This window comes from Rhodoplanes tepidamans (assembly GCF_030813915.1).
Classification (GTDB): Bacteria; Pseudomonadota; Alphaproteobacteria; order Rhizobiales; family Xanthobacteraceae; genus Rhodoplanes; species Rhodoplanes tepidamans.
Window position 1 is genome coordinate 94,146 of the sequence record NZ_JAUSUJ010000020.1, and the last position, 26,342, is coordinate 120,487.

23 protein-coding genes are annotated in these 26,342 nt (G+C 71.2%); 11 read left to right on the plus strand and 12 right to left on the minus strand.

Going from position 1 to position 26,342, the window contains the following annotated elements; translation table 11 throughout:
* Positions 1 to 73 precede the first annotated feature (73 nt).
* The 4 genes from J2S22_RS21935 to pdxA (J2S22_RS21950) all read right to left on the minus strand — a co-directional run bounded on the left by J2S22_RS21935 (position 74) and on the right by pdxA (J2S22_RS21950) (position 4,458).
* Complete coding sequence (locus tag J2S22_RS21935) at positions 74 to 880, minus strand: DeoR/GlpR family DNA-binding transcription regulator (protein WP_272779679.1); 807 nt, start codon at positions 878 to 880, stop codon at positions 74 to 76.
* Positions 881 to 918: 38 nt separating this feature from the next.
* Positions 919 to 1,911: a 4-hydroxythreonine-4-phosphate dehydrogenase PdxA gene (gene pdxA, locus J2S22_RS21940; RefSeq protein WP_272779678.1), complete on the minus strand. Its 993-nt coding sequence runs from the start codon at positions 1,909 to 1,911 to the stop codon at positions 919 to 921.
* Positions 1,912 to 1,914: 3 nt separating this feature from the next.
* Complete coding sequence (locus J2S22_RS21945) at positions 1,915 to 3,177, minus strand: four-carbon acid sugar kinase family protein (RefSeq protein ID WP_272779677.1); 1,263 nt, start codon at positions 3,175 to 3,177, stop codon at positions 1,915 to 1,917.
* A 288-nt stretch (positions 3,178 to 3,465) separates the two neighbouring features.
* Positions 3,466 to 4,458: a 4-hydroxythreonine-4-phosphate dehydrogenase PdxA gene (gene pdxA / locus J2S22_RS21950; protein WP_272779676.1), complete on the minus strand. Its 993-nt coding sequence runs from the start codon at positions 4,456 to 4,458 to the stop codon at positions 3,466 to 3,468.
* Positions 4,459 to 4,794: 336 nt separating this feature from the next.
* Here pdxA (J2S22_RS21950) and J2S22_RS21955 point away from each other — a divergent pair, with 336 nt between their 5' ends.
* Both J2S22_RS21955 and J2S22_RS21960 read left to right on the plus strand, forming a co-directional pair.
* Positions 4,795 to 6,024, plus strand: coding sequence for an MFS transporter (locus J2S22_RS21955; protein WP_272779675.1), 1,230 nt, complete (start codon positions 4,795 to 4,797; stop codon positions 6,022 to 6,024).
* Between the two features lie 168 nt (positions 6,025 to 6,192).
* Positions 6,193 to 8,313: a sodium-translocating pyrophosphatase gene (locus J2S22_RS21960; RefSeq protein WP_272779674.1), complete on the plus strand. Its 2,121-nt coding sequence runs from the start codon at positions 6,193 to 6,195 to the stop codon at positions 8,311 to 8,313.
* 81 nt (positions 8,314 to 8,394) lie between these two features.
* Here the strand turns inward: J2S22_RS21960 and J2S22_RS21965 are convergent, their stop codons facing one another.
* Positions 8,395 to 9,252 (minus strand): LysR family transcriptional regulator, encoded by an 858-nt coding sequence (locus tag J2S22_RS21965; RefSeq protein WP_272779673.1) that lies wholly within the window; start codon positions 9,250 to 9,252, stop codon positions 8,395 to 8,397.
* Positions 9,253 to 9,356: 104 nt separating this feature from the next.
* Here J2S22_RS21965 and J2S22_RS21970 point away from each other — a divergent pair, with 104 nt between their 5' ends.
* Positions 9,357 to 9,773 carry a tautomerase family protein gene (locus J2S22_RS21970; RefSeq protein WP_272779672.1) on the plus strand — a complete coding sequence of 139 codons (417 nt, stop codon included), beginning with the start codon at positions 9,357 to 9,359 and terminating at the stop codon, positions 9,771 to 9,773.
* Here the strand turns inward: J2S22_RS21970 and J2S22_RS21975 are convergent.
* Complete coding sequence (locus J2S22_RS21975; protein ID WP_307155873.1) at positions 9,770 to 10,294, minus strand: MarR family winged helix-turn-helix transcriptional regulator; 525 nt, start codon at positions 10,292 to 10,294, stop codon at positions 9,770 to 9,772. The two genes, J2S22_RS21970 and J2S22_RS21975, sit on opposite strands and share 4 nt — an antisense overlap.
* 335 nt (positions 10,295 to 10,629) lie before the next feature.
* On the opposite strand from J2S22_RS21975, the gene J2S22_RS21980 reads away from it, so the two are divergent.
* The gene (locus J2S22_RS21980) at positions 10,630 to 12,492 is read left to right on the plus strand and encodes a phosphoenolpyruvate carboxykinase (GTP) (protein WP_272779670.1); all 1,863 of its coding nucleotides are present in this window, start codon (positions 10,630 to 10,632) and stop codon (positions 12,490 to 12,492) included.
* Positions 12,493 to 12,633: 141 nt separating this feature from the next.
* Here J2S22_RS21980 and J2S22_RS21985 read toward each other — a convergent pair whose 3' ends face one another.
* Positions 12,634 to 13,113, minus strand: coding sequence for an outer membrane protein assembly factor BamE (locus J2S22_RS21985; protein ID WP_370878237.1), 480 nt, complete (start codon positions 13,111 to 13,113; stop codon positions 12,634 to 12,636).
* A 252-nt stretch (positions 13,114 to 13,365) separates the two neighbouring features.
* Between J2S22_RS21985 and J2S22_RS21990 the strand changes: the two genes are divergently transcribed.
* From J2S22_RS21990 to J2S22_RS22015, 6 genes are all read left to right on the plus strand, one after another.
* Positions 13,366 to 13,896 carry a YceD family protein gene (locus J2S22_RS21990; protein ID WP_272779669.1) on the plus strand — a complete coding sequence of 177 codons (531 nt, stop codon included), beginning with the start codon at positions 13,366 to 13,368 and terminating at the stop codon, positions 13,894 to 13,896.
* Between the two features lie 143 nt (positions 13,897 to 14,039).
* On the plus strand, positions 14,040 to 15,089 hold the full coding sequence (plsX, locus tag J2S22_RS21995) for a phosphate acyltransferase PlsX (RefSeq protein ID WP_272779668.1): 1,050 nt from the start codon (positions 14,040 to 14,042) through the stop codon (positions 15,087 to 15,089).
* Complete coding sequence (locus J2S22_RS22000; RefSeq protein ID WP_272779667.1) at positions 15,086 to 16,063, plus strand: beta-ketoacyl-ACP synthase III; 978 nt, start codon at positions 15,086 to 15,088, stop codon at positions 16,061 to 16,063. The genes plsX and J2S22_RS22000 overlap by 4 nt, the downstream gene beginning before the upstream one ends.
* A 286-nt stretch (positions 16,064 to 16,349) precedes the next feature.
* Positions 16,350 to 16,658 carry an integration host factor subunit alpha gene (locus tag J2S22_RS22005; protein ID WP_272779666.1) on the plus strand — a complete coding sequence of 103 codons (309 nt, stop codon included), beginning with the start codon at positions 16,350 to 16,352 and terminating at the stop codon, positions 16,656 to 16,658.
* A gap of 28 nt (positions 16,659 to 16,686) precedes the next feature.
* Complete coding sequence (locus tag J2S22_RS22010) at positions 16,687 to 17,493, plus strand: MerR family transcriptional regulator (protein WP_272779665.1); 807 nt, start codon at positions 16,687 to 16,689, stop codon at positions 17,491 to 17,493.
* Positions 17,494 to 17,555: 62 nt separating this feature from the next.
* Positions 17,556 to 18,794, plus strand: coding sequence for a lipid A biosynthesis lauroyl acyltransferase (locus J2S22_RS22015; protein ID WP_272779664.1), 1,239 nt, complete (start codon positions 17,556 to 17,558; stop codon positions 18,792 to 18,794).
* On the opposite strand, the gene J2S22_RS22020 is transcribed toward J2S22_RS22015, so the two are convergent.
* From J2S22_RS22020 to J2S22_RS22040, 5 genes are all read right to left on the minus strand, one after another.
* On the minus strand, positions 18,721 to 20,991 hold the full coding sequence (locus J2S22_RS22020; RefSeq protein WP_272779663.1) for a glycosyltransferase family 2 protein: 2,271 nt from the start codon (positions 20,989 to 20,991) through the stop codon (positions 18,721 to 18,723). The two genes, J2S22_RS22015 and J2S22_RS22020, sit on opposite strands and share 74 nt — an antisense overlap.
* 11 nt (positions 20,992 to 21,002) lie before the next feature.
* A complete protein-coding gene (locus J2S22_RS22025) occupies positions 21,003 to 21,923 on the minus strand; it encodes a hypothetical protein (protein WP_272779662.1) in 921 nt (306 codons plus the stop codon).
* 526 nt (positions 21,924 to 22,449) lie between these two features.
* Positions 22,450 to 23,304 carry a universal stress protein gene (locus J2S22_RS22030; RefSeq protein WP_272779661.1) on the minus strand — a complete coding sequence of 285 codons (855 nt, stop codon included), beginning with the start codon at positions 23,302 to 23,304 and terminating at the stop codon, positions 22,450 to 22,452.
* Between the two features lie 1,394 nt (positions 23,305 to 24,698).
* Complete coding sequence (locus J2S22_RS22035; RefSeq protein ID WP_272779660.1) at positions 24,699 to 25,259, minus strand: glutathione peroxidase; 561 nt, start codon at positions 25,257 to 25,259, stop codon at positions 24,699 to 24,701.
* A 131-nt stretch (positions 25,260 to 25,390) separates the two neighbouring features.
* Positions 25,391 to 25,717: an ATPase inhibitor subunit zeta gene (locus J2S22_RS22040; RefSeq protein WP_272779659.1), complete on the minus strand. Its 327-nt coding sequence runs from the start codon at positions 25,715 to 25,717 to the stop codon at positions 25,391 to 25,393.
* A 362-nt stretch (positions 25,718 to 26,079) separates the two neighbouring features.
* On the opposite strand from J2S22_RS22040, the gene J2S22_RS22045 reads away from it, so the two are divergent.
* Positions 26,080 to 26,328, plus strand: a complete 249-nt coding sequence (locus tag J2S22_RS22045; RefSeq protein ID WP_272779658.1) for a hypothetical protein — start codon at positions 26,080 to 26,082, stop codon at positions 26,326 to 26,328.
* Positions 26,329 to 26,342: the final 14 nt, after the last annotated feature.

Genomic DNA, 26,342 nt, shown 5'->3' on the forward strand with positions numbered 1-26,342 from the left:
CGGCGTCTGCCGCTGGGGTTCGCGGCTTCGCTGCGCCCCGGCATGACACCGGACTGATCGATCGGAACTGGGATCAGTCCAGCGCGTCCTCGAGGCTGCGGGCCGGACGGACCGAGTCGGCGGCGGCGACCACCACGGTGACGCCGGGCAGGGCGCGGAACGGGGCGAGCTGGGCCTCCTCGGCGCCGGCGTCGGTGACCAGCGTCCACGGCCGCGTCAGCGGCAGCCAGGCCGGCTGGTGGGCGTTGCCGAGCTTGGAGGCGTCGGCGAGCACGAACACCTCGGACGCCTGCTGGACCATCGCCTCCTTGAGCGCGACCTGCTCCTGGGTGGCCTCGCACAGGCCGCGGCCGGCGACGACGCCGTCGGCGCCGAGAAACAGCTTGTCGGCGGTCAGCCGGCGTACCGCGAGCTCGGCGAGCGGCCCGAACGTGCCCATGCTGATCGACCGCACATTGCCGCCCAGCACGGTGAGGGCGATGGAGTCTTTCTGGGCGAACACCGGCAGCAGCGCGAGATTGTTGGTGACGATCGACAGCGGCCGGTCCTTCAGCCGCAGGCCGAGCGCCTCGACGGTCGAGCCGACGTCGAGCAGCACCCGGTCGCCGTCCTGGACGAGGGTCGCGGCGGTGGCGGCGATCGCCTGCTTGGCCTGCAGGTTGATGTGCTCGCGGCTCGACAGCGACGCCTCGGGGGCGGGGCGCGACAGGATGGCGCCGCCATAGGTGCGGGTGACGACGCCGGTGTCGGACAGCCGCTGCAGGTCGCGCCGGATCGTCGAGAGCGAGACGTCGAGCCGGCGCGCCAGCTCCTCGACGTTCTCCTCGCCGGCCCGGATCAGCTCGAGGATCTGCTGCTCGCGTTCGCGTCGTCGTCGCATGGTGCTCCGGAACCCGCCGTTCCCGACTCGCCGCGACCTCAGCGGCGGACCGCCAGATCGGCGGCCTGCCGCAGCGCCTCGATCATGCTGCCCTCGTCGGCGATGCCGCGGCCGGCGATGTCGAAGGCGGTGCCATGATCCACCGAAGTGCGGATCACAGGCAAGCCGACCGTGATGTTGACGCCCGATTCGAGCCCCATCACCTTGATCGGGATGTGACCCTGGTCGTGGTACATGGCGACGACGAGATCGAAGTCGCCCCGGTAGGCGCGGAAGAACAGGGTGTCGCCCGGGAGCGGCCCCTCGACCGACCAGCCGCGGGCCCGGCACGCCGCGACGGCCGGGACGATCTTGGCCTCCTCCTCGCCGTGGCCGAACAGGCCGCTCTCGCCGGCGTGCGGGTTGATGGCGCAGACGCCCATCCGGGGCTCCCGGATGCCGGCGGCGACCAGGGTGGCGTGGCCGCGGGCGATCACCCGCTCGACCAGGCCCGGCTCGATCTTCGCCACCGCGTCGACGAGGCCGATATGGGTGGTCACGTGGATCACCCGCAGCTTCGGACCGACCAGCATCATCGACACCTCGGGCGTGCCGGTGAGGTGGGCGAGCAGCTCGGTGTGGCCCGGGAACTTGTGGCCGGCGGCGTGCAGCGCCTCCTTGTTGAGCGGTGCCGTGCAGATCGCGTCGGTCTCGCCGGTGCGGCACAGCTCGGCCGCCTTGGCGATGTAGCGATACGCCGCCTCGCCCGAGGCGGCGAGCATCTGGCCGAAGGGATGGCCGGGCGGCACCGCCTTCAGGTCGATGCAGTCGATCGTTCCGCAGGCATCGACCGCCTCGGCGGGGCGCGCGATCGTGTGGATCACCGGATGCATGCCGACGATCGCGGCGGCCTCCTGCAGCCGCACCGCGTCGCCGATCACGATCGGGCGGCACATGGCGTAGACCTCGGGATGCGCCAGCGCCTTGACGACGATCTCGGGGCCGATTCCGGAGGGATCGCCCATGGTGATGGCAATGACGGGGCCGGGCATCGGTCAGGCTTTCTGGTACGGGGACCGGACGGAGGACTGGAGGCGGTCGAGGCAGTGCAGCAGCGTCGTGTCGGTGCCGAAGCCGCCGGCCTTGGTGGCGATCGGCAGCGCCACCGCCCCGACCGTGACGCCGAGCGGCACGCCGGGCTCGACCTCGTCGAGCAGCCGGATGCCGGTGACGCCGAGGCGGCCGAGCAGGGCGCACACCGTGTCGCCGCCGGTGGCGACGAGGCCGCCGAGATGGGCGACCGCCGGGGCGACGAGATCGGCGAGCCGTCTCGCCACGGCGCCGCCGGCTGCGAGGTCGCTCTCCGGGCCGAACGCGGTGACCACCAGGACGTCGCCGTCGCCGAGCGCCGCGCCGATCTTCGCGGTGAGCTCGCGGCCGGCCGTGGCGGCGCCCGGCGCTTCGCGCAGCACCGCTTCGGGCACCACCACCTCGGTGACGCGGCCGTTCGCGGCGAGGGTCTCGGCCGCGGCGCGCGACGCCTCGGCGACGCTGCCGACCAGCACCAGGACCGGGCCGTTCGCCGGCGGAACGACGGGGGCGGGCGGTGCGTCGGGGGCGACCAGCTGGGCCAGCGCTCCAGCGAGACCGCCGGTGCCGACGAACAGGAGCGTGTCGGCGAGCGGCAGTGTCGCCTCGGCGACGACCAGCAGATCGTCGGCCGTCGCGGCGTCGCATACGACCGCGTCGCACCCCTCGGCGATCGCGTTGGCGACGATGCCGCGGACGACGCCGGCGCCGCGGCGGAGCTGGTCCAGCGGCACAACGCCCGACTCGAGCCCGGCCGACTTCAGCACGTCCGGCAGGTAGCCCGATTCGTAGCCGTGGTCGCGGGCCCAGATCGGCGTCTCCTCCAGCCGCCGGCCGGCGACGAGCACGCGGCCCGCCTCGGTGGTGCGGCCCATCGCCGGGAAGGCCGGCGCCACCAGGGCGATCGCCCGCCGGCCCTGCCGGCGCAGATCCTTCAGCAACGCCGCCGTCTCGGCCGCCGGCTGCCCGCGCAGGGTCGAGTCGATCTTCTTGTAGACGATCTGGCCGGGCCGGCCGCGGGCGGCCAGCACGGCGGACTGGCGGGCCGCCGCCGCGGCGGCCGACAGCCGCCGGCTGTCGGCGTCGACCGAGACCACCGGGGCGTCGCCGACGTCGCCGTCGCCCCAGGTCACCACGGTCTCGAGGCCGCGCCGCGCGAAGGCGATCGCCGCGTCGGCGGCGCCGGTGAGATCGTCGGCGATGATCAGCCAGGGAGCGTCGGTGCGCATCTCACGCCTCCGCCGCGGCTGTGTGCGCCGTCCCGGCAGGGCCGGGACGGGACCCGTTGCACCTGGGCTTCACGGAAGCGTCCCTCGTATCGTTGACCGAAGCGCGCAGAATCAACCCCGGTAGTTGGCGGAAGGTTTCAAAGGGGGCGAACACGAGGTCACTTTTGCGCATAGCGCGCAAAAATCAACCGTATTCGCGCGAAGGGATCGATGGCGGCATAGGAGATCCGTGCGCCGCTCAAGGCTCCGCCGCGCCGGCTACGCCGGCGGGCCCGGTTGGGGCTCGCCTCAATGGCGGCTGGACAGGTCGGCGGCCTGGCGCAGCGCGGCGACCAGGCTGCCCTCGTCGGCGATGCCGCGCCCGGCGATGTCGAACGCCGTGCCGTGGTCGACCGAGGTGCGGATCACCGGCAGACCGATCGTGATGTTCACGCCGGCCTCCAGACCGAGGAGCTTGATCGGGATGTGGCCCTGGTCGTGGTACATGGCGACCACGAGGTCGAACTCGCCCCGATAGGCCCGAAAGAAGGCGGTGTCGGCGGGCAGGGGGCCCTGGACGAACCACTTGCGCTCGCGGCAGGCCTCGATGGCCGGCACGATCTTGTCCGCCTCCTCGCCGCGCCCGAGCAGGCCGCCTTCGCCGGCGTGCGGATTGATGGCGCAGACGCCGACCCGCGGGTTGCGTGTCCCGGCGGCGACGAGGGCGGCGCGGCCGCGCGCGATGGTGCGCTCGACCAGCGCCGGCTCGACGGCCGCGATGGCATCGGCGAGCCCGAGATGGGCGGTGACGTGGATGACCCGCAGGTGCGGGCCGACCAGCATCATCGACACCTCCGGCGTGCCGGTGAGGCGGGCGAGAATCTCGGTGTGGCCGTGGAAGCAGTGGCCGGCGGCGTGCAGCGCCTCGCGGCTGATCGGGCCCGTGCAGATCGCGTCGGTGCGGCCGGAGCGGGTCAGTGCGGCGGCGCGCTCGATGTAGCGGTAGGCGGCCGCGCCCGACACCGCCGAGACTACCCCGTAGGGATGCCCCGGCGGCACCGCCTTCAGGTCGATGCAGTCGATGGTCCCGTCGCCGAAGCGGGCCTCGCCCGGATCCTCGATCGGACGCGGCACCACCGGCAGCTGCAGCAGCCGGGCGGCGTCCGCGAGCCGCGTCGCGTCGCCGATCACCACGGGCCGGCAGAAGGCCTGGATGCATCGCCGGGCCAGCGCCTTGACGACGATCTCCGGGCCGATCCCGGACGGGTCGCCCATGGTGACGACGATGAGCGGGCCGGTCATCGGGACCTCCGGCAGCTCGGCAGGCCGGCGCCCACTCGCACGGCGCCGTCCGGAACCAGGGATGAAGAGCGGTGGCGGCCGGATCCGGAGGCTGCGCGACGAGCGCCGTGCCCTCGGGCTCCGGGTGACGATCGGTCGTGCAGATCGGTGGCAGCGCGGGATGAGAACCGCAACGATACGGCGAGTATTACATCGCAGGCTCAAGAGCTTACATCACGGAAATCGATTCGTGACGGTACCGGCGGCGGGCTGTCGCGGCAAATCGCGAGTGCGGAGAAAAACATTGCTGTCCCGGCTCGGCTGAGAGACTCTCCTTCGCGTCCCGCCGGAGCCCCCATGACCGTCCTCGCCCAAGCGCCCGCCGGCATCGATGACCGGCTGGCCCGCCGCAACGCCCTGGTGCTCGCGGCCGCCCAGGCGCTCGCCGGCGCCAATAGCGCCGTGGTGTTCGGCACGGCCGGGCTGGTCGGCACCATGCTGGCGCCGGACCCGGCGCTCGCCACCGTGCCGGTGTCGACCTTCGTGGTCGGCCAGTGGATCGGCACGCTGCCGGTCGGGGCGATCGCCAGGCGCTTCGGGCGGCTCGTCACCTTCGAGCTCGGCACGCTGATCGGCCTCTGCGCCGGCCTCGTCTGCGCCGCCGGGGTGATCCTGGCGAGCTTTCCGCTGTTCTGCTTCGGGACGCTGTGCGGCGGCCTCTACGCGGCCGCCCACCTCACCTACCGGTTCGCGGCGGCCGACACGGCGAGCGACGCCTTCAAGCCGAAGGCGGTGTCGTGGGTGCTGGCCGGCGGCGTGATGGCCGGCGTGTTCGGCCCGCAGCTGATCATCGCCACCAAGGACGTGCTCCCTCAATACGTGTTCGCCGCGAGCTATCTGGCGCAGGCCGCCGTCGCCGTCGTCGCCGCGCTGGTGCTGCTGCTGGTCCGCTTTCCCGACCACGCGGCCGGGCCGGCCCGGGCCGCGGCGCCGCCGCGCCCGCTCGCCGTGATCTTCCGTCAGCCCCGCCTGATCACGGCGGTGCTGTGCGGGCTCGCCAGCTACGCCACCATGAACCTGATGATGACGGCGGCACCGGTCGCCATGGTCGCTTGTAACCATTCGGTGACCGACGCGGCGCTCGGCCTGCAGTGGCACGTGATGGCCATGTACGCGCCGAGCTTCGTCACCGGCTCGCTGATCGTGCGTTTCGGCACCGCCCGGGTGATCGCCGCCGGCCTCGCCCTGACCGGGCTGTCCGCCGCGGTCGGCTGGGCCGGCACCTCGGTCGCCCATTTCTGGACCGCCCTGATCCTGCTCGGGGTCGGGTGGAACTTCGCCTTCGTCGGCGCGACCGCGCTGGTGACCGCCTGCCACACCGCGTCCGAGCGCAACAAGGTCCAGGCGGTGAACGACTTCTTCATCTTCGGGACGATGGCGGCGGGGTCCTTCGCGTCGGGCCACATGCTGGCCCGGCACGGCTGGCCGCTGGTCGTCGAGGTCGTGCTCGGCGCCGTGGTGGCGACCGTCGCGCTGCTCGCCTGGATCGCCCTGGCCGGGCGCCGGCGGAGCGTTCCGGACGCCTGATCGCGGGCGTTCGACCTTCGCCTGAGCATCGGCAGTTTCGATTGCGTCGCAATAGGCTTTTTGGCAATGTCCGCCGCGCGGATTGCTGACGGCCGGCCTGGTGGGATCCGGCCGTGGTGTGCGCCCCGCCCGGGGCACGTCTGCCAGCGACACAATCGAGGGTCTTCAATGACAGCTTTGTGGGTCATCGTCCTTTGCGGGGCGTTTTCGATCGTCTACGCGGTCTGGGCGGTACGCTCCGTGATGGCGTCGGACGCCGGCTCGGCCCGGATGCAGGAGATTTCAGCGGCGGTGCGCGAGGGCGCGCAGGCCTATCTCAAGCGCCAGTACACTTACATCAGCATCGTCGGCATTCTCATTTTCCTTCTGCTCGGCGTGTTCCTGGGCTGGCTCGTCGCGGTCGGCTTCGCCATCGGCGCGGTGCTCTCCGGCGCCGCCGGCTTCATCGGCATGAACGTCTCGGTGCGGGCTAACGTGCGCACCGCCCAGGCGGCGATCTCGTCGCTCGCCGGCGGCCTCGACATGGCCTTCAAGGCGGGCGCCATCACGGGCCTGCTGGTCGCCGGCCTCGCACTGCTCGGCGTCACGGTCTATTTCGGCTTCCTGGTCGGCACCATGCATTTCGCCGCCAGCGACCGCGTCGTCATCGACGCCCTGGTGGCGCTCGGCTTCGGCGCCTCGCTGATCTCGATCTTCGCCCGTCTCGGCGGCGGCATCTTCACCAAGGGTGCGGACGTCGGCGGCGACATGGTCGGCAAGGTCGAGGCCGGCATCCCGGAGGACGATCCGCGCAACCCGGCCACCATCGCCGACAACGTCGGCGACAATGTCGGCGACTGCGCCGGCATGGCGGCCGACCTGTTCGAGACCTATGCGGTGACCACCGTCGCCACCATGGTGCTGGCGGCGATCTTCTTCCGCGGCACCGACCTCCTGATGCCGATGATGACGCTGCCGCTCGGCATCGGCGGCCTGTGCATCATCACCTCGATCATCGGCACCTTCTTCGTGAAGCTCGGCGCCTCCGAGTCGATCATGGGCGCCCTCTACAAGGGCTTCATCGCCACCGCGATCCTGTCGCTGATCGGCATCGCCGGCGTGGTCGCCCTGCTGATCGGCTTCGGCCCGCTGCCGGGCGTCGGCTACTCGGGCTGGGCGCTGTACGTGTGCGGCGTCGTCGGCCTCGCCGTCACCGGCCTGATCGTGTGGATCACCGAGTACTACACGGGCACCAATTTCCGCCCGGTGCAGACCATCGCCAAGGCCTCGGTCACCGGCCACGGCACCAACATCATCCAGGGTCTCGCGGTGTCGCTCGAGTCGACCGCGTTGCCCACCCTGGTGATCATCGCCGGCATCCTGGTGACCTACGGCCTCGCCGGCCTGTTCGGCATCGCGGTCGGTGTCACCACCATGCTGGCGCTGGCCGGCTTCGTGGTCGCGCTCGACGCCTTCGGCCCGGTCACCGACAACGCCGGCGGCATCGCCGAGATGGCGGGCCTGCCCAAGGAGGTGCGCAAGTCGACCGACGCGCTCGACGCGGTCGGCAACACGACGAAGGCGGTCACCAAGGGCTACGCGATCGGCTCCGCCGGCCTCGGCGCGCTGGTGCTGTTCGCCGCCTACAACGAGGACCTCAAGTACTTCATCGCCAGCTCGGATGCGCACCCGTACTTCGCGGGCGTCAATCTCGACTTCGCGCTGACCAACCCCTACGTGGTCGTCGGCCTGCTGTTCGGCGGCCTGCTGCCGTACCTGTTCGGCGCCATGGGTATGATGGCGGTCGGCCGTGCCGCCTCGGCGATCGTCGAGGAGGTGCGCCGCCAGTTCCACGAGAAGCCCGGCATCATGAAGGGCACCGAGAAGCCGGACTACGGCCGCGCCGTCGACCTGCTGACCAAGGCGGCCATCAAGGAGATGGTGATCCCGTCGCTGCTGCCGGTGCTGTCGCCGATCGTCGTCTACTTCGCCATCTACGTGATCGCGGGCGGCGGGGCGGCCGGCAAGTCGGCGGCCTTCTCGGCGGTCGGCGCCATGCTGCTCGGCGTCATCGTCACCGGCCTGTTCGTCGCCATCTCGATGACCTCGGGCGGCGGCGCCTGGGACAACGCCAAGAAGTACATCGAGGACGGCCACTACGGCGGCAAGGGCTCGGAGGCCCACAAGGCCTCGGTGACCGGCGACACCGTCGGCGATCCCTACAAGGACACGGCGGGCCCCGCCGTGAACCCGATGATCAAGATCACCAACATCGTGGCGCTGCTGCTCCTGGCGGTCCTCGCCCACTGAGCCGCCGGCACACGCCCGGAACGACGAAGCCCCGCGGCGCGCGCCGCGGGGCTTTTTTCATGCCGGATCGCGACGCCGGCGTCAGGCGGTCGCGCGGAACGCCGCCGCCAGCCGGGCGAGCGCGTCGCGGCCGATGCGGTCGGTCGCGGCGGCGTGCAGCACGACCTTGCGGCGGGGCAGGGGCGGCAGGCCGAGCATCGGGCCGAGATCGACCGTGCCGGGCGGGGCGACCCGGCGGGCGAGCGCCGCCACCGCGAGCCCGGCCGCGACCGCCGCTCCGATGGTCGCCACGCCGCCGCCGACGAACACCTCGATCCACGGGATGCCGGCCGCCGCCAGCGCCTTGACGGCCATGATCCGCACGCTGCACGGCTCGGCCTGGGCGGCGAGGCGCAGCGGCTCGTCCGGCCGGCGGACGAAGTCCGGGGCGCCGATCCACCCGAACGTGTCGGTGAGCAGCGCCTCGCCGCCGCGGCGGCCGTCGTCGTGCTGCAGCACCACGGCGGCATCGAGCTCGCCGCGGTCGAGGTCGGCGAGCAGGTCCGCCGACGAGCCGACCCGCATCTCCAGCACGACTCCGGGCGCCGTCTCGCCGAGGCGGCGGAGCAGCCGCGGCAGCTCGGCACCGATCACGTGATGGCTGACGCCGACCACCAGGCGGCGCTGCGGCGGGGCGAAGGCCGCGACGGCGCGCGCGTGCGCCGCGACCAGATCGCGCGCCGGATCGAGAAACGCCAGGCCGTCGGCCGACAGCCGCACCAGCCGCGGCGTGCGCTCGATCAGCCGGCGGCCGAGCCGCGCCTCGAGCCGCTTGATCTTGAGGCTGACGGCCGACTGGGTCGTGTCCATCACCTCGGCGGCGCGGGTGAAGCTCTTCAGGTCGGCGATCAGCACGAAGGTGCGGACCTGGTCGATATCGACGGCGGTGGCGTTGGACATTGCAGACTGCAATCTCTGAAATGCAATTTCATTGCATATCAAAATCACGAGGGCTGCGATAGCCTCCGGCGGCTTCGCAACCGAACGCAGCAGGGAGGTAGATCATGCCGCTGGTCCGCGTGTCGCTTCGCCGGGGAAAGCCGGCCGCCTATCGCCGGGCGATCGTCGAGGGTCTCTACGCCGCCATGCGGGAGACCTACGACGTGCCGGACGACGACCGCTTCATGCTGGTGAGCGAGCACGACGCCGAAGACTTCGTCTACGGCAGCCGCTACCTGGGCGTCTCCCGCAGCGACGACCTGGTGATCGCGCAGCTCACCGTCAGCAACACCCGCACGCCCGCGCAGAAGCGGGCGCTGTTCCGGCGCATCGTCGAACGCCTCGGCGAAGACCCGGGCCTGCGGCCCGAGGACGTGTTCATCAACCTGGTCGAGGTGCTGCCGGAGAACTGGTCGATGGGCCACGGCCTCGCCCAGTACGCGGCGCCGGCCGCGCCGGTGAGCGCGGCGGACGGGCTCTAGCAGGGCTCGCTCAGCGGGGCCGGGGGCTTCGACGCCTCGGAGTCGAGCGCGGCGGAGAGGTTCGATTTGATCACGGCGAGGCCGTCGCTGAGCCGGCGCTGCTGCTCGTCCGTGAGTCCGCTAAGCATCTCGGTCCGGGTCGCGAGGATGACCTCGGTCACCCGCGCGATCAGCGGACGGGCCTGCTCGGTCAGATGCACGCGCCAGAAGCGGCGGTCGTTCGCCATCGGCCGGCGTTCGATCAGGCCGTTCGCCTCGACGTGGTCGATCAGCCGGCCGACGGTCGATTTTTCGATCTCGAGCTCGTCGGCCAGCTCCGACTGCGACAGGCCGTCCCGGCTGGCGAGCATCGCCAGCACGGCCCATTGCGCCCGCGTCAGGCCGAACGGCTGCAGCCGGCGATCGATCACCTTGCGGAGCAACCGTGCGGCGTCGCCGAGCAGGAAACCCAGGCCCTTGTCGTCCTCGTGGATGATCATCGGTCTGTTGCCTGAGTACAGCGGTGCGGCTCCGGCCGGCAAGGCCCGATCGGCCAGTCGCCACGGCCTCTCGCTATCGTTCGCCAAGCATATAGTAAGCAAGCTAATGGTTGCGGAACGGATCAAGTCCGACCCGCCGTAACGGTTAGTCTGTCCATGCGGGCCAAATATACTGGTGCGCTTGCTGGCCTGAGTTCATTGATACTAAAGTAGATCGATAGCAACGATCTTATCGATCTGAGGGGTGCATCGTATTGCATATAAAAATTCGCCGTATCATAGACAAAAATCAAGGAATAGCGGATTCGCATCCCGCATCGATTCCGTCGATTGCTCGATCGGCGGGATGCCCGCCGGGAACTCGAAGGGAGAGATCGATGGATGCCGTCGCCACCAGCCCGACAGTCAATGCCACGCTGCGCACCTGGGTCGACGAGATGGCGGCCCTGTGCAAGCCCGATCGGGTCGCCTGGGTCGACGGCACGCAGGAGGAGTACGCCCGGTTGTGCGACATGATGGTGGAGGCCGGCACCTTCATCCGCCTCGATCCGGAGAAGCGGCCGAACTCGTTCCTGGCCCGCTCGCACCCGTCCGACGTCGGCCGGGTCGAGGACCGGACGTTCATCTGCTCCATCAACAAGGACGACGCCGGCCCGACCAACAACTGGAAGCCGCCGGCGGAGATGCGGGCGACCCTGCGCGGGCTGTTCGACGGCTGCATGGCCGGCCGGACCATGTACGTGATCCCGTTCAGCATGGGGCCGATCGGCTCGCCGATCGCCAAGATCGGCGTGCAGATCACCGACAGCCCCTATGTCGTCGCCAACATGCGGATCATGACCCGCATGGGCACGGCCGTGCTCGACGCGCTCGGCCCCGACGGCACCTTCATCCCGTGCATGCACTCGGTCGGCGCGCCGCTCGCGCCCGGTCAGCAGGACGTGCCGTGGCCGTGCGACGGCGACATCAACCGCAAGTACATCGTGCACTTCCCGGAGACCTACGAGATCTGGTCGTACGGCTCGGGCTACGGCGGCAACGCGCTGCTCGGGAAGAAGTGCCTGGCGCTGCGCATCGCCTCGGTCATGGCGCGCGACGAGGGCTGGCTCGCCGAGCACATGCTGATCATGGGCATCCAGGCGCCGAACGGCGAGAAGACCTATCTGGGCGCCGCGTTCCCGAGCGCCTGCGGCAAGACCAACCTCGCCATGCTGGTGCCGCCGCCGGCCTTCGACGGCTGGAAGGTGCTCACCGTCGGCGACGACATCGCCTGGATCAAGAAGGGGCCGGACGGCACGCTGCGGGCGATCAATCCGGAATCGGGGTTCTTCGGCGTCGCGCCCGGCACAAACACGAAGTCGAACCCGAACGCGATGAAGACGATCGAGCGGAACACGATCTTCACCAACTGCGCGCTGACCGACGACGGCGACGTCTGGTGGGAGGGCATGACCGACGAAGCTCCCGCCCATCTGATCGACTGGAAGGGCGAGGACTGGACGCCGGGCTGCGGCCGCCCCGCGGCGCATCCGAACGCACGCTTCACCGCGCCGGCCGGCCAGTGCCCGTCGATCGATCCGGCCTGGGAGGACCCGGCCGGCGTGCCGATCAGCGGCTTCGTCTTCGGCGGCCGCATGAGCCGGGAAATGCCGCTGGTGTTCCAGGCGTTCAACTGGAGCCACGGCGTCTATCTGGCGGCGACCATGGGCTCGGAGGGCACCGCCGCGGCGATCGGGCAGGCGGCGATGCGGCGCGATCCGATGGCGATGCTGCCGTTCTGCGGATACAACATGGCCGACTATTTCGGCCACTGGCTGAACGTCGGACGCCGGGTGCCGAACCCGCCACGCATCTTCCGCGTCAACTGGTTCCGCAAGGACGAGAACGGCAAGTTCCTGTGGCCCGGATTCGGCGAGAACATGCGGGTCCTGAAGTGGATCGTCGACCGCCTGCACGGCCGCGGCTACGCGGTCGAGAGCCCGATCGGCTGGATGCCGCGGCACGAGGATCTCGAATGGACCGGCCTCGACTATCCGGCCGACACCTTCTACGCGCTGATGGCGGTCGGCCGGGAGGAGGGCGCCAAGGAGGCGCACGCCCACGAGGAGCAGTTCGACAAGTTCTTCGACCGGCTGCCCAAGGAGTTCATCTTCGAGCGTGAGCTTCTGCGCTCGCGCCTGTGGCGCTCGCCCGATCGCTGGGAGCTGGCGCACGAGGACGTGGTCCGGCCGGTGGCCTGAGTCGCGCAGCGCGGAGGCGACGGATCGACATCGGCGGGGGCGGGACCGAATCGTCCTGCTCCCGCGGTCGAACCGGGCTCGCGACGAAACGGGTGGGGTGGGAGCAGGCGGCCGATCAGCTCCGCCGGGACGTCTCGCCGGTCACCACCACTTCAGCGCCTTGAGGGCGTAGCTCAGATAGTTGAGCTCCTGGCCGGCGGTCGGCGTGGTGCGGCTGATGAAGTCGAAGACGCGGCCGTCCTTGATGCCGTAGTTGGCGAGCCGCTCGACCTTGCGTCCCTTGTCGAAATAGACCGCGATGACCCGGCGGTCGACCTCGTTCTGCGGCAGGAAGGAGGTCTGCTCGGCCCGCTGCGAGATGTAGTAGAACACCTCGCCCGACACGGTCGCGACGGTCGACGGAGTGCCGAGGACGATCAGCACCTGCTCCTGCGAGGAGCCGAGCGGGATCTGCTCCAGCGCGCCCTCCGGCACGATGTAGCCGCGCTGATAGGTCTGGGTGATGCAGCCGCCGAGCAGGAGCCCGAGGGCGAGCACGGCGGCGATCGCGCCGCGCGAGGTCCGACGACCCCGGCTCTGCGAGTCCCGGCTCTCCGAAGCCTGCCTCTGCGTCTGACGCACGTCGTACCCCCATGACCGCGGTGGCGCAGCGCCCGACCGTGTCGGTGACAACCGTCCGGTTGTGACCGCCCGGTGCCGCCGCGGGGCCGCCCCGAGGCCCCATGCCGCCCTGTCCCCAGTGTTCGCCGGCACCATTGTCGCCCTCTATGGCGCGATCGTGGCATATCGATCGTTCCGGGCCCATATCTGGTCCCGCGGCGTCGGGCCGGCACCGGCCGGCGCCGTGGAAAGCCGAGCAGGAGGAGTATCGCCATGTCCAATCCCGACCGCCCGTGGAGCGTGCCGGTGCGGCTCGAGGACGTGCCCGAGGACGGCCTCGCCGTGACCGTGTCGGCCGAGCCGGCGGTGCGCGACGCCATCGCGCGGCTCGGCGGCCTGACCGGCCTGCCGCGGCTGGAGGCGCGGTTCGAGCTGACCCGTCGGGGCAAGGGGCTGCACGTCTCCGGCACCGTCTCGGCGACGGCCGGCCAGACCTGCTCCGTCACCCTGGAGCCGATGGAGAGCGAGATCGCCGAGCCGGTCGACCTTCTGTTCAGCCCGGACGCGCCGCCGGAGGAGCCCGGCCCGCCGCGCGACCCGGAGGCCTCCGATCCGCCCGAGCCGCTGGTCGGTGGCACCGTCGACCTCGGCGCGATCGCCACCGAGTTCGTCCTGCTCGGCATCGATCCCTATCCGCGCAAGCCGGGCGCGAGCTTCGAGCCGCCCGCTACCGAAACGTCGGACCCGGGGCCGTTCGCGGCGCTCGCCGCTCTCAAGGGCGGGGAGGGCGGCGGCCGCAGGTGACCGGCGGGGACAACTCCGTATCGGTGATTTCAGCCATTGTCAGGCGGCGCGGACGCGGTATTGTCGCCGCCTCTTCAACCCAGCGACTGGTCCGCGTCGGCCGGTCATCGGTGCGGTTGCGCGCCGTCCGCCAACGTCGGTTCATGTCTCACAAGGTTCGAATTGCGCTCGACGCCATGGGAGGGGACCACGGGGCCGCGGTGGTCCTCGCCGGCGCCGACCTGTCCCTGACCCGGCACCCCGACACCAGCTTCATCCTGGTCGGCGACGAGGCCGTGATCGGCCCGTTGCTGGCGAACCGGCCGGCCCTTCGGGCCGCGTCGCGGGTCGTCCACACCGACGTCGCGATCAAGATGGACGAGAAGCCGAGCCAGGCGCTCCGCCACGGGCGCTGGCGCTCGTCCATGTGGCTCGCCATCGACGCGGTGAAGAAGGGCGAGGCCGACGTCGCCGTCTCGGCCGGCAACACCGGCGCCCTGATGGCGATGGCGAAGTTCCACCTGCGCATGATGCCGGGCGTGTCGCGACCCGCCATCGCCTGCCTGTGGCCGACGCTGCGCGGCGAATCGATCGTTCTCGACGTCGGCGCCTCGATCGGGGCCGACGTCCAGCACCTGGTGCAGCTCGCCATCATGGGCAGCGCCATGGCGAGCGTCGTGTTCGACCTCGAGCGGCCGACCGTCGGCCTGCTCAATGTCGGGGTCGAGGAGGTCAAGGGGCTGGAGGAGATTCGCGCGGCCAGCCAGGTGCTCCGCGGCACCGCCTGCGGCCACATGGACTTCAAGGGATTCGTCGAGGGCGACGACATCGGCGCCGGCACGGTCGACGTGGTGGTGACGGAAGGCTTCACCGGCAACATCGCCTTGAAGACCGCCGAAGGGACGGCTAAACAGCTCGCCTCGTATCTGAAGAGCGCGATGAGCCGGACCCTCGCAGCCAAGATCGGCTATCTGTTCGCGCGGCAGGCCTTCAAGACCCTCAAGGACAAAATGGACCCGCGCAAGGTCAACGGCGGTGTCTTCCTCGGACTCAACGGCGTGGTGATCAAGAGCCACGGCGGTACCGACGCGGAAGGGTTCGCGGCGGCCGTCGACCTCGGCTACGACATGGCCCGCTACGAGCTCCTGGCGAAGATCGGCCGGACCCTCGGGCAGTCGGCCGCCCCGGCGGCGGCCGGAGAGGTAGCGTCGTGAGCATCACCCGTTCGGTCGTCCGTGGCTGCGGCAGCTATCTTCCCGCCCGGACGCTCACCAATCACGAACTCGCCGGCATGGTCGACACCAGCGACGAGTGGATCGTCCAGCGCACCGGCATTCGCGAGCGCCACATCGCCGCCGCCGGCGAGTACACCTCCGACATGGCGGTGCACGCCGCGCAAGGTGCGCTCGCCGCCGCCGGGCTGGCGCCGCAGGACATCGACCTGATCGTGCTCGCCACCGCGACGCCCGACAACACCTTCCCGGCGAGCGCCGTCGCGGTCCAGGCCAAGCTCGGCATCACGTCGGGCGCCGCCTTCGACCTGCAGGCGGTGTGCTCCGGCTTCGTGTTCGCGCTCTCGACCGCCGACTCGATGCTGCGCGCCGGCGACTTCAAGCGCGCCCTGGTGATCGGCTCGGAGACGTTCTCGCGCATCCTCGACTGGAAGGACCGCACCACCTGCGTGATCTTCGGCGACGGCGCCGGCGCGGTCGTGCTGGAGGCGCAGCCGCAGTCCGGCACCAAGGCGGACCGGGGCGTGCTCGGCGCCAAGCTGCGCTCCGACGGACGCTACAAGGACAAGCTCTATGTCGACGGCGGGCCGTCGACGACCGGCACGGCCGGCTATCTGCGGATGGAGGGCAAGGAGGTGTTCCGCCACGCCGTCGGCATGATGACCGGGGCGATCACCGACGTGCTCGACGCCACCGGCACGACCGCCGCGGAGATCGACTGGTTCGTGCCGCACCAGGCCAACCAGCGCATCATCGACGGCTGCGCCCACAAGCTCGGCGTGCCGTCCGAGAAGGTGATCTCGACGGTGGCGCGCCACGGCAACACCTCGGCGGCGTCGATCCCGCTCGCCCTCGATACCGCGGTCGCGGACGGCCGCATCAAGCCGGGCGACCTCGTCATGATCGAGGCGATGGGCGGCGGCTTCACCTGGGGCGCCGCGCTGATCCGCTGGTAGGCCCGCGGCTCACCTGCCGGGTGGTCGGCCTCGGGCGGTCCGGCCCGACCGGCGCCGCACCATCGATTTCGTCCGATTTCCTCCGGTTCCGTCGTCCTGCGAGTCGGGCCCCCTGCGAGTCCGTCCGACGTCCGGCACACGCGCCGGGTGCGGCGGGCCGGATCGGACGAAGGTGCATTCAAATCTTCTGTCGCGCCGCACGGCCCCCGTTGACCCCGGGGCCCGAAGCTCATATCGTTGTAAATTCAGTGACATATAAAAGTCTATGGGTAGGCGCTGGGGCCACATGAGCGCGAAGACAGTAACTCGGGCGGACCTCTGCGAGGCCGTTTATCAAAGGTTGGGACTTTCTCGCACCGAATCGGCCGCTCTGGTCGAGCTGGTCCTCAAGGAGATCACGGATTGCCTGGAGCGAGGCGAGACCGTGAAGCTCTCCTCGTTCGGTTCCTTCGTGGTCCGCAAGAAGGGCCAGCGAATCGGCCGCAACCCGAAGACCGGCAAGGAAGTGCCGATCTCGCCCAGGCGCGTGATGGTGTTCAAGCCGTCCGCCATTCTCAAGCAGCGCATCAACGCGGACGGCGTCGACGGCTCGTGACCGCCGGCCCGGGGCGGAGGGAACGGCCGTGAACAAGGCGCCGGAAGCGTTCCGCACCATCAGCGAGGTTGCCGAGGAGCTGGAGCTGCCGCAGCACGTGCTGCGGTTCTGGGAGAGCCGTTTCCCGCAGGTCCGGCCGATGAAGCGCGGCGGCGGCCGCCGCTACTACCGGCCCGACGACGTCGACCTGCTGCGCGGCATCCGCCATCTCCTCTACGGCGAGGGCTACACGATCCGCGGCGTGCAGCGCATCCTGCGCGAGCAGGGCGGCCGCTTCGTCCAGACCGTCTGGCAGGAGGGCGCCCCGCAGCCGGAACGCGGGCCCGAGCTCGACGCCGCCGACCACGAGGGCGAGGAGCCGGCCGGGTCGGCCGTGCCGGACGCCGAGGAGGCCGAGGCTCCGGCCGCCCCGGAGGACGCCGCGGCGCCCGAGCCCGAACCCGATCTCGACACCGATCCCTATGGCCGTCGCGAGCCGTCCTTCCGGCCGGTCCAGGGCCCGCCGCGTCCGCTCGCCATGGCGCCCGCCGGTCCGGCTCCCGTCCCGGCCGCGGTTGCGGCGGTGGCTTCGCCAGCCGTGATGGCGGCGCTGCGCGATTCGCCCGCCGACGGTCCGGCGGACCGCGCGCCGGCCCCGGAGCGCGAGGCCGTCCCGCCGGGCGAGACGGCGCCGCTGGCGCGGGCCGCGGCGGCGCCGGTGGCGCCGGCTGCGCCGGTCGCACCGCCCCGGCTGTCCATCGCCGACCGTGCCCGGCTGGAGGTCGTGCTGGGCGAGCTCGAGGCCTGCCGCCGCCTGCTCGCCGAGGCGCTGGCGGAGCCGGGGCCGGCACCGTAGAAGGGGGCGCCGCCGCCGCCGATGTTCCGGCGCCGCGCGCGGCGTGTTACCGACCGACCTGCATGACCGACCGGACCTACGCGTACCGCGCGCATCCCTTCACGTCCGAGAAGACCTTCCGCCTGGTGCCCGAGGGCCTCGCCTGGGACGATCGCGGTCGGCCGGGCCGGCTCGCCTTCGCCGACGTGACGGCGATCAAGATCCACCAGGAGCGGATTCCGGGCTCGTCGGCCTCGTACTGGGCCTGTGTGCTCTATCGGCGCGGCGGCCGGGTGAAGATCGGTGCCGCCCACCGCACCGGCCTGTTCGCGGTCGAGGACCGCTCGGCCGACTATCTGCCCTTCGTCCACGCGCTCACCGAGCGGCTGACCGCGGCCCGGCCCGGCCTGCCGCACCGCGAGCACCGGAGCCTGCTCGCCCGGCTGGAGACCGCCGTCGGTGTCGCCGGGGTCGGGGTCCTGCGGCTGCTCGGCCGCTTCGATCTCGGCCGCACCGCGGCCGCCGCCGGCTGGCTGCTGCGGCGGATCGGGCCGCACCTGAAGGGGCACCGGGTCGCCGGCGAGCAGCTCGCCATGGTGTTCCCGGAGATGGGCGCGGCGGAGCGCGAGCGGACGCTCGCGGGCATGTGGGACAATTTCGGCCGGCTGTTCGTCGAGTACGCCCATCTCGACGCGATCTGGGACTACGACTGGCGCGACCCGCGTCCGGGCGGCCGGATCGAGGTCGACCCGGCCTCGCACGCCGCGCTGATGCGGCTGCGCGACACCGCCGGCCCGGTGCTGTTCTTCACCGGCCATCTCGCCAACTGGGAGATCGTGCCGCTCGGCGCCAAGACCATCGGCCGGCAGATTTCGGTGGTGTTCCGGGCGCCCCGCATCGGGCCCTTCGTCGCCGAGATGATCCGGGCCCGCGAGGCCGGCGGCATGACCGTGATCGCGGCCGGCCCCGACACGCCGCTGCGCATCCGCGAGGCGTTGCGGCAGGACCGCTTCGTCGGCATGCTGGTCGACCAGCACTATGCACGCGGCATCGACGTCACGTTCTTCGGGCGCCCCTGCAAGGCGAACCCGATGCTGGCGCGCTTCGCCCGGCTGTTCGACTGTCCGATCTACGGGGCCCGCGTCGTCCGTCTCGCGGACGAGCGCTTCCGCTTCGAGCTCGTCGGACCGCTCGCGACGCCGCGCGACGCCGAGGGCAGGATCGACGTCGACGCCACCATGCAGCAGGTCACCGGGATGATCGAGGACTGGGTGCGCGAGCATCCGGAGCAGTGGCTGTGGCTGCACCGGCGCTGGCGGTGACGGATCGCCACCACGACCGGCGCCGCACCGTCTCGTCGAACTCGATGGAGAAGTCCGCCGTGGTCCGCGACAGGTGGGGCGAGTAGCAGGGATCGGCGTCGAGCAGGGGGCCGTGGCGGCGCTTCAGCGCCGCGACCTCGCGGGCCGCGCGGGCGAGGCGGTCCGGGCGCCGGTCGGAGCCGCGCGACGCCGACTCGAAGTGGTACAGCGTGGCGAACGGCGTGACGACGTTGCGGTAGCCGCGCGCGCCGACCCGCAGGCAGAGGTCGACGTCGTTGAACGAGACGGGCAGCTCGGTCTCGTCGAAGCCGCCGACCTCCTCGAACACGGCACGGCGCATCACCATGCAGGCCCCGGTCACAGCCGAGTAGTTCGAGGCGAGCCGCAGCCGGCCGAAATAGCCGTGCGCGTCCGCGGGGGCGTTGACGAAGACATGGTCGGCGACGCCGGACAGCCCGAGCACGACGCCGCCGTGTTGCACGGTGTCGTTCGGGTACAGGAGCTTGGCGCCGACGCAGCCGACGCCGTCCTGCAGCGCGTAGCCGACCATGTCGGCGAGCCAGTCCGGCGTGATCGCCGACGTGTCGTTGTTGAGGAAGCACAGCACGGTGCCGCTCGCCGCCGTGACGCCGCGGTTGTTGAGTGCCGAGTAGTTGAACGGCCCCGGGGCGGCGACGACCCGGACCGCGGGCCGCCCGCGGTAATGATCGACCAGCCGCAGCGCCTCGGGGGAGGTGGAGCCGTTGTCGACGAGCACGACCTCGAGGTCCGGATAGCAAGTCCGTTCGAGCAGCGACTCCATGCAGCCGTGCAGCAGGTCGGCGCGGTCGCGGAACGGCACCACCACGGAGACGCGCGGCGGCGGGTCGGGCAGGAGGTGGCGCACCCGGTATCCGGCGCCCGGCACCAGCGAGACCTCGGCGGCGAGCCCGAGGCGGGCGAGGTGCTCGGCGACGGCCCGCCGCCCGGAGTCCGCGGCGTCGGGCTTCGCCTGCGGGTCGAAGGCGACCGAGCCGGGCACGGCGCGCCAGTGGTACAGCACCAGCGGCACGTGATGGATCGCCGCCGGCGCGATCCGCTCGACCACGCGCAGCACGAGATCGTGGTCCTGCGCTCCGTCGAAGCCGTCGCGCCAGCCGCCGACCGCGCGCACCGGATCTGACGCGAGCACGGTCATGTGGTTGAGGTAGTTGCAGCCCCGCAGCAGTTCCGGCGAGAAGCCCGGCTTGAAGAACGGGTCGAAGCGCCGTCCGGCCGCATCCACCTTGTCCTGGTCGGAGTAGAGCAGGCGGGTCGCGGGGAAACGGGCGAGCGTGCCGGCGGCGATCTCGATCGCCGTGGGCGCCAGCAGATCGTCGTGGTCCAGGCAGGTGACGAAAGGGGCGTCGGCGAGTGCGAAGGCCGCATCGGTGGCCGCCGCGGTGCCGCGCCGCTCGTCGTGCCGGGTCAGCCGCACGCCGGGCTGCGTGGCGGCGGCGTCGAGCATGGCGCGCACGGCGGGATCCCGCGAGGCGTCGTCGGCGATGCAGAGCGTCCAGCCCGGGGCGGTCTGGCGCTGCACCGACTCGAGCGTCCGGGCGAGGAGGTCGGGGGCGGGGTCGCACACCGTGAGCAGAACGGCGATGCCGGGGCGCTCGGCCGTCGTGGCGGCGAGCCCGCGCCGCGCCGCCTCGACGACCTCCGGCTCGCGGTGCTCGATCCACCACGGGTACGGATCGCCGCGGCGGCCCGCGACCGGAAAGGTCAGGCTGACGACCAGCGGCTCCGCCGGGCGCAGTACCCCGCCGAGGCCGCGGATGTCGAGGAGATCTCCGGCCCACAGCGCCTTCCACAGGATCTCGAGCGGGTGGATCGGGCGCAGCGTCGCCGAGACGATCTCGGTCGCGTCGTCGTGCAGCTCGACCTCCAGCACGAGCCGCCGGACCGCCGGGCCGACATGGACATAGGCCCGGAAGTCGTGCGGGCCGACGACGGTGTTGTGGGCGCCGAGAAGGTCGCCGGCGGCATCGAACGTCTCGACGCGGACGCGCTCGATGCAGGCGTCGCGGCCGATGATCTTGACCCGGTGCCAGCCGGCGATCCACATCGCCGCGGCGTCCAGATCGAAGCGCCAGCGCATGCGGCGGTTGCCACCCGCCGGCGCCTCGCGGGTGACCCCGACGTCAGGGCCGAGCAGATCGATGCGGTGTCGCAGCATGCCCGGTCCGCTCACGGCCGTGACGGCCGACGGGCGGCGTCGCGCCACGGTGCCCAGCGGCGGATCAGCTTGACGGCTCGCAGGAGGAGCCGCAGGCGGCGGCCGGGATGCCGGTCGGCGTAGCGCGAGAGATCCTCGGCGAGCAGCCAAGCCGGCGAATCCGCGACGGACTCGCGCTGGCGCACCTGCGCCTCCAGCTCGCCGAGGCGGACGAGCAGCGGCGTCAGCGCGGTCGCCCGCCGCGGCACCTGGCGGCGGGCCGGCCAGCCGGCCGGCCGGTGCGGCCAGACGTGGAACTCGGATTCGTTGTTGTCGAACGGCAGGGCGTCGGGCGTCAGGCCGGCGCGGTGCAGCGCGAGGTTGATCGAGAGCTGATCGCGTCGGGAGTAGCGCAGCATATGCGCCCGCCACGTCTCCATCGCGGCCTGCACGGCCGGCCGTCGATGATCGCGGATCATCAGGCCGGTCCACCACGGCGCCTCCTGGAGTAACTCGGGCGCCTCGATCGCCAGATGGTGGAGCTGCTCCAGCACCCGGTCGGTCTCGTCGAGCCCGTGCTTCATCACCGCGACGAACTCGTCCTCCACCGAGGCCCGGAAGCTGTGCGGCGCCATCGCGAGACCGCTCTCCGGAAGACGCTCGAGCAGGCGCTCCGGCGGCTCGCGCAGCAGCACCGTGTTGTCGATGTAGAGCGAGGCGTCGAACTCCGGCAGATGGACGTGCGGGAGCATCTTCCATTCGCGCTGGCTGCGCACCGGATCGAGACCGAACGTCGGGGCTGCGCGCCGCACCTGCCAGGTCGTGCTGGTCAGCTCCGGATCGTCGGTGATGCAGACGAACGGAATGGACGAGCGGGCCGCGACCGGCTGCTCGTTCAGTCGCTCGTAGTCACCGGTCAGGGCCGTGTAGACGCAGACACGCTCTGCCGTCATGCCCAACCCGCGCCCTCTCCGGCCCGTTCCGACCGCAGCCGGCAGCGCACCGCCGCAGGGCGGACGCCCCGCGACCCGGACACGCCATGTCCGTTCCCGAGCTTGTACGACATGACCGGCCGAACCCCTCGCCCCACGGATACTGCGCGTGATCGATGCGGCCGCGCACGGGGTCCCGGCCGGCAGTCGCGGCGACACGCGTCGTGTTTCGAACCATCCTAACCGCAAGCCCCGCGAAATGGTATCGGCCGAGTCGATGCACGCGACCCGTGTGCCCTGCGGCCCGCCTCGCCGGTGGCCGGGCGGTCCGTCGGCTTTCGGCGACCGGTCGGGCGCCGCGTGGGCGATGGTGGGGAGAAAGCGAGGCGTTTGGTTTCGCGCGATGTCGGATGCGCGTCGGCAGACACATGCCGGTGCCGCGCATGCGCGCCGGCACGGCCGGGTCGTCACGCTCGAGTCGTCAGGGTCGCACCGGCACGGCTGCGCCGGCGGCCGGACGCCGCCCGATCGCGCCCCGGGGCGGATCTCAGTGCGCGGTCAGCACCGGCACTTCGGCATAGGTGAGGATGTGCCGGGTGGTGCCACCGAAGATCATCTGGCGCAGGCGGCTCTGGGTGTAGGCGCCCTTGACGATGAGGTCGCAGCCGAGCCGCTGGGCGTGGTCCAGGATGGTCGGGCCGGCGGTGCGGTTGTCGCCGCCCTTGGTGGTCACCAGGCTGGTCTTGATGCCGTGCAGGGCGAGGTTGGCGGCGAGTTGCTCGGCCGACGGGCCGGGGACCACGGCGCCTTCGACCGTCAGGATCGTCACCTGATCGGCCCGGCCCAGGAACGGCATCGCGAAGGCGGTTGCGCGGGCCTGCTCGGTCGAGCAGTTCCAGGCGATCAGCACGTGGCGGCCGACCGTCGGCGACGGCTTGGGCGGGGCGAGCAGGATCGGGCGGCCGCTCTCGAACAGGCCTGCCTCGAACGTGCTCATGTGCGGTCCCTGCGGATCGGTGCTCGGCCGGCCCATCACGATCAGGTCGAAGATGCGGCCGTAATGGCCGACGAAATTGTCCCCTTCCGGCGCGTCGTCGAGCCACGCCCAGCTCGGCGCGGTCTGCGGCAGGCGCGGGCCGCCGGCCGGTGCCGCCGGCACCGCCTGGTCGGTCATGAACTTCTCGAACAGGTCGCGCGACTGGCGGGCCGCCTCGGCGTTCTCCTCCTCGAAGAAGGCGAGCGAGGCGGACGGGGCGACGTCCATGGCGACCACGGTCGGCACCGAGACCCGCACCGCGAATCCCTCCAGCCGGCTGCCGAAGGTCTTGGCCGCGGTGAGCGCGGTCGAGAGGGTCGACCACATGGCATCGTTGGGCTCGGTGGGGACGAGGATCGATTTCATGACGGCTCGGGCCCTCTTGGCCGGTTGCGACGCGGGCGGCGATGGATCGCGTTCGGTGATGCACGAGGCGTGCCCGCGGCGCGATCGATGCACGCCACGAATAGGACGGAACCCGGGGGTCTGTCGAGCGCGCCGGCGACTGTGGACACTCTTCTCGCGCCCGGTCCGCAGCCGCTTCGCGCGCCGTGGTCGGCGTGGCGCCGCGGCCGCTAACCAGGACGCGCAGAGGCACCGCCGCGCGGCCCCGGGCGAGGCCCGACCGGCAGGGCCGCCGGCGTCATCGGCCTCGGGGCCGGGGTCGCGATCCGACACGTGTCGTTTCGGGTCGGGAGCCTCTCGTCGGCCATGCTCCGCGACGGCGAGGGCTTTGCATAATTCGTCATTTCGGGACGACGCGGAGCGTCGGACCCGGAATCCAGCCCAGAATGCCGAGTTCGGAGCTGGATTCCTGTATCTGTCGGCTGTCACTGGCATAGTGACGAGCTGACGGAGACCGCTCGTTGGATTCCCGGCCCTGCGTGGCCGTAATCCCGGCTCGGGCGTCTCCGTTCCGCTCGTCGATCGAACAGTCGCACGGGTGCCGGCCCGCCCGGCCGCCCGCATACAGGTCCGGTTCCCATGACATCCCAGTCCGTCTCGGCGCCGACCGGGACGAGCCCGGCCATGGTGGAGGACGCGGGCCGCGGCTGAAGAAGGCTGGCATGGCACCTGTGCGGATCGTCTCCGGCGCGTGACGCGACCAGGCTCGTGACTCGATCGGGATCGGATCGAGGGTCGCCGTCTGATCAGAGGCCTGCACCGACCGGGATCGGATCCGATCCCGTGGATGATCTGATCACGTCGGAGTCGACTCGCGCTCGCGCGGCGATCCGATCGATCTGATCACAACAAAAAACGCTCGCTGCGAGGGCAGGAGCGTTCGGACGATCACGGCAAGACAATCGAAGACGTAGCGACAGGCGGAAGCGGTCTGTGTGGGCCTTGCCTCACTGATGCGGCCCTAGGGGACCGCTTCCGGCCTGATCCGTTGTGGTTTGAGCCGCTACACCGAAATCCCAACGAAGATCACAGGTGATCGTCGCGGCTTTGCGAGCCCGGTGGCATTTCACCTCCTGCTCTCGGCGCCGGTGCTCACGTGCTGGGAAACAGCGCGCCAGCATCCCGGCTCATCACCCGCTTCGACCGGTTCATCGGATCAGTGGATCGACCAGAACCACCTCGAAGCTGATAGTCGAATGGTCGCGCCGATGCGGGGTTTTGTCAAGACGTCACGAATCGCGCGGTGAATTTCTTGTTGCGATGTTCGGTCTGCGGCGCGACCGCGGTGCAGCATCGGCAGCGGCCGTCGCGCGCGCACGGTGCGGGGCGTCGGCCGGGTCTCACGTCGTGAAACATCACGTGATCAGCATCGTCTCGACGCCGCCGACGAGCCGCGCGTCCAGCGGCTCGACCGCCGACGCGAAGGCGGCGGCGATCCGGCCGTCGCGATCGATCAGATACTTGTGGAAGTTCCAGCGCGGCGTGTCGAGCGGACGCTCCAGCGCGGCCCAGCGATAGAACGGATGCGCGTTCGCGCCGCGCACCGACGTCTTCGCCGCGATCGGGAACGTCACGCCGTAGCGGTGCGCCGTATGGTCGATGCTCGCGGCGTCGCCGGGCTCCTGTCGGCCGAAGTCGTCGGACGGTACGCCGATCACCAGCAGGCCGCGCTCGCGATAGCGCGTCCACAGCGTCTCGAGCCCGGCATATTGCGGCGTGTATCCGCACAGCGACGCGGTGTTGACGATCAGGATCGGCTTGCCGGCATATCCGCTCAATCTGATCACGTCGCCGTCCGGCCGCGCGAAGGCGTGCACCCACGCGTTGGCGCGCGATCGCTCCGCGGCGCGCGCCCCGGCCGGCGCGGCGGCCGCGACGAGAAGGGAAGCGAGAAGCGTACGGCGGTCGATCGGCACGGCGGGACTCCTGCGGGCCGTCACGGTCGCACGCGCGCGCCGTCGACGGCCGTCGTCGGATCGAAGCAGGCCGGCCCCGGCGGCGCAAGACGGTGTGCCGCCGCGGGGCCGCGAGGGCGGCGCCTCCGCGCTCAGTCGGTGCCGCTGAGCTGGCCCATGGCGTCGCGGTGCAGCTCGCCCATCTTCGACATCACGGCGTCGCGCGAGATCGGCACGCCGGCGCGGTTGAGGTCGTACCAGAGCTTCTGCACGATCGCCTCGCTGCCGCTCATGGTGCCGGAGGCGTGCACCTCGGCGGCGTAGATGGAGAGCGTGTCGTCGCGCATCTGCATGAGGCGGCCGGCCCACAGACCGGCGAGCGCATTGCGGCGCGCCAGGATGCTGTCGCGGGTGTCGGCTTCCGGGCACCAGTGATGCATCGTGGCGCGGCGGGCGATGGTCTCGACCTCGGTGGTCATGTCGGCTGTCTCCTCCTGGTTTTTCCTGCGGACGTCCGTCGCGGGGTGCGGCCGTCGTGCCGGCCGGCGTTTCGCCCGCGACTTGGAGCGTCCTTGCGCCGGAGGGGTTCGACGTCGCGTCGCGGCAGCCGCCGTCCCGTCCTGATCAGGGCTTCCACTTATAGACGAACGTCGTATCTGTCCAGCGGCGGGAGGTCGCGCCGATCTGCACGGTCCGGATGTATTAGCCGCGTCGGCGGAGGCACGACACGTCGAACCGTCCGCCGCGGTCCCGGCACCAATCGCGATCGGACCGCCGGGAGCGGGGGGCCGGGCGGTCTGCGACCCAAGAGGCCGGGAGGACCACGGCCGGGAGGACCACGATGGCGAAACGGATCCGATGGATTGCGGTGGGACTGGTGCTCGGGACGGTCGGCACCGCGACGGTGGCGAGCGCCCAGGGCGAGTATCGCGGCACACCGGCGCAGCAGCGCGCCTGCCGGCCGGACGTGTTCCGTCTGTGCGCCGGCGAGATCCCCAACGTGAAGGCGATCACGGCCTGCCTGGCGGCCCGGGTCAGCCGGCTGAGCCCGGACTGCCGCGCCGTCTTCCAGGCCGCCGGCTACCGCTAGGCGGCCGCCGGGCG

What these genes read in the sequence shown, in the direction of transcription:
- J2S22_RS21935 (WP_272779679.1), bottom strand. Translation starts at nt 880, where the DNA reads ATGCGACGACGACGCGAACGCGAGCAGCAGATCCTCGAGCTGATCCGG.
- pdxA (WP_272779678.1), bottom strand. Translation starts at nt 1,911, where the DNA reads ATGCCCGGCCCCGTCATTGCCATCACCATGGGCGATCCCTCCGGAATC.
- J2S22_RS21945 (WP_272779677.1), bottom strand. Translation starts at nt 3,177, where the DNA reads ATGCGCACCGACGCTCCCTGGCTGATCATCGCCGACGATCTCACCGGC.
- pdxA (WP_272779676.1), bottom strand. Translation starts at nt 4,458, where the DNA reads ATGACCGGCCCGCTCATCGTCGTCACCATGGGCGACCCGTCCGGGATC.
- J2S22_RS21955 (WP_272779675.1), top strand. Translation starts at nt 4,795, where the DNA reads ATGACCGTCCTCGCCCAAGCGCCCGCCGGCATCGATGACCGGCTGGCC.
- J2S22_RS21960 (WP_272779674.1), top strand. Translation starts at nt 6,193, where the DNA reads ATGACAGCTTTGTGGGTCATCGTCCTTTGCGGGGCGTTTTCGATCGTC.
- J2S22_RS21965 (WP_272779673.1), bottom strand. Translation starts at nt 9,252, where the DNA reads ATGTCCAACGCCACCGCCGTCGATATCGACCAGGTCCGCACCTTCGTG.
- J2S22_RS21970 (WP_272779672.1), top strand. Translation starts at nt 9,357, where the DNA reads ATGCCGCTGGTCCGCGTGTCGCTTCGCCGGGGAAAGCCGGCCGCCTAT.
- J2S22_RS21980 (WP_272779670.1), top strand. Translation starts at nt 10,630, where the DNA reads ATGGATGCCGTCGCCACCAGCCCGACAGTCAATGCCACGCTGCGCACC.
- J2S22_RS21990 (WP_272779669.1), top strand. Translation starts at nt 13,366, where the DNA reads ATGTCCAATCCCGACCGCCCGTGGAGCGTGCCGGTGCGGCTCGAGGAC.
- plsX (WP_272779668.1), top strand. Translation starts at nt 14,040, where the DNA reads ATGTCTCACAAGGTTCGAATTGCGCTCGACGCCATGGGAGGGGACCAC.
- J2S22_RS22005 (WP_272779666.1), top strand. Translation starts at nt 16,350, where the DNA reads ATGAGCGCGAAGACAGTAACTCGGGCGGACCTCTGCGAGGCCGTTTAT.
- J2S22_RS22015 (WP_272779664.1), top strand. Translation starts at nt 17,556, where the DNA reads ATGACCGACCGGACCTACGCGTACCGCGCGCATCCCTTCACGTCCGAG.
- J2S22_RS22020 (WP_272779663.1), bottom strand. Translation starts at nt 20,991, where the DNA reads ATGCTGCGACACCGCATCGATCTGCTCGGCCCTGACGTCGGGGTCACC.
- J2S22_RS22025 (WP_272779662.1), bottom strand. Translation starts at nt 21,923, where the DNA reads ATGACGGCAGAGCGTGTCTGCGTCTACACGGCCCTGACCGGTGACTAC.
- J2S22_RS22030 (WP_272779661.1), bottom strand. Translation starts at nt 23,304, where the DNA reads ATGAAATCGATCCTCGTCCCCACCGAGCCCAACGATGCCATGTGGTCG.
- J2S22_RS22040 (WP_272779659.1), bottom strand. Translation starts at nt 25,717, where the DNA reads ATGACCACCGAGGTCGAGACCATCGCCCGCCGCGCCACGATGCATCAC.
- J2S22_RS22045 (WP_272779658.1), top strand. Translation starts at nt 26,080, where the DNA reads ATGGCGAAACGGATCCGATGGATTGCGGTGGGACTGGTGCTCGGGACG.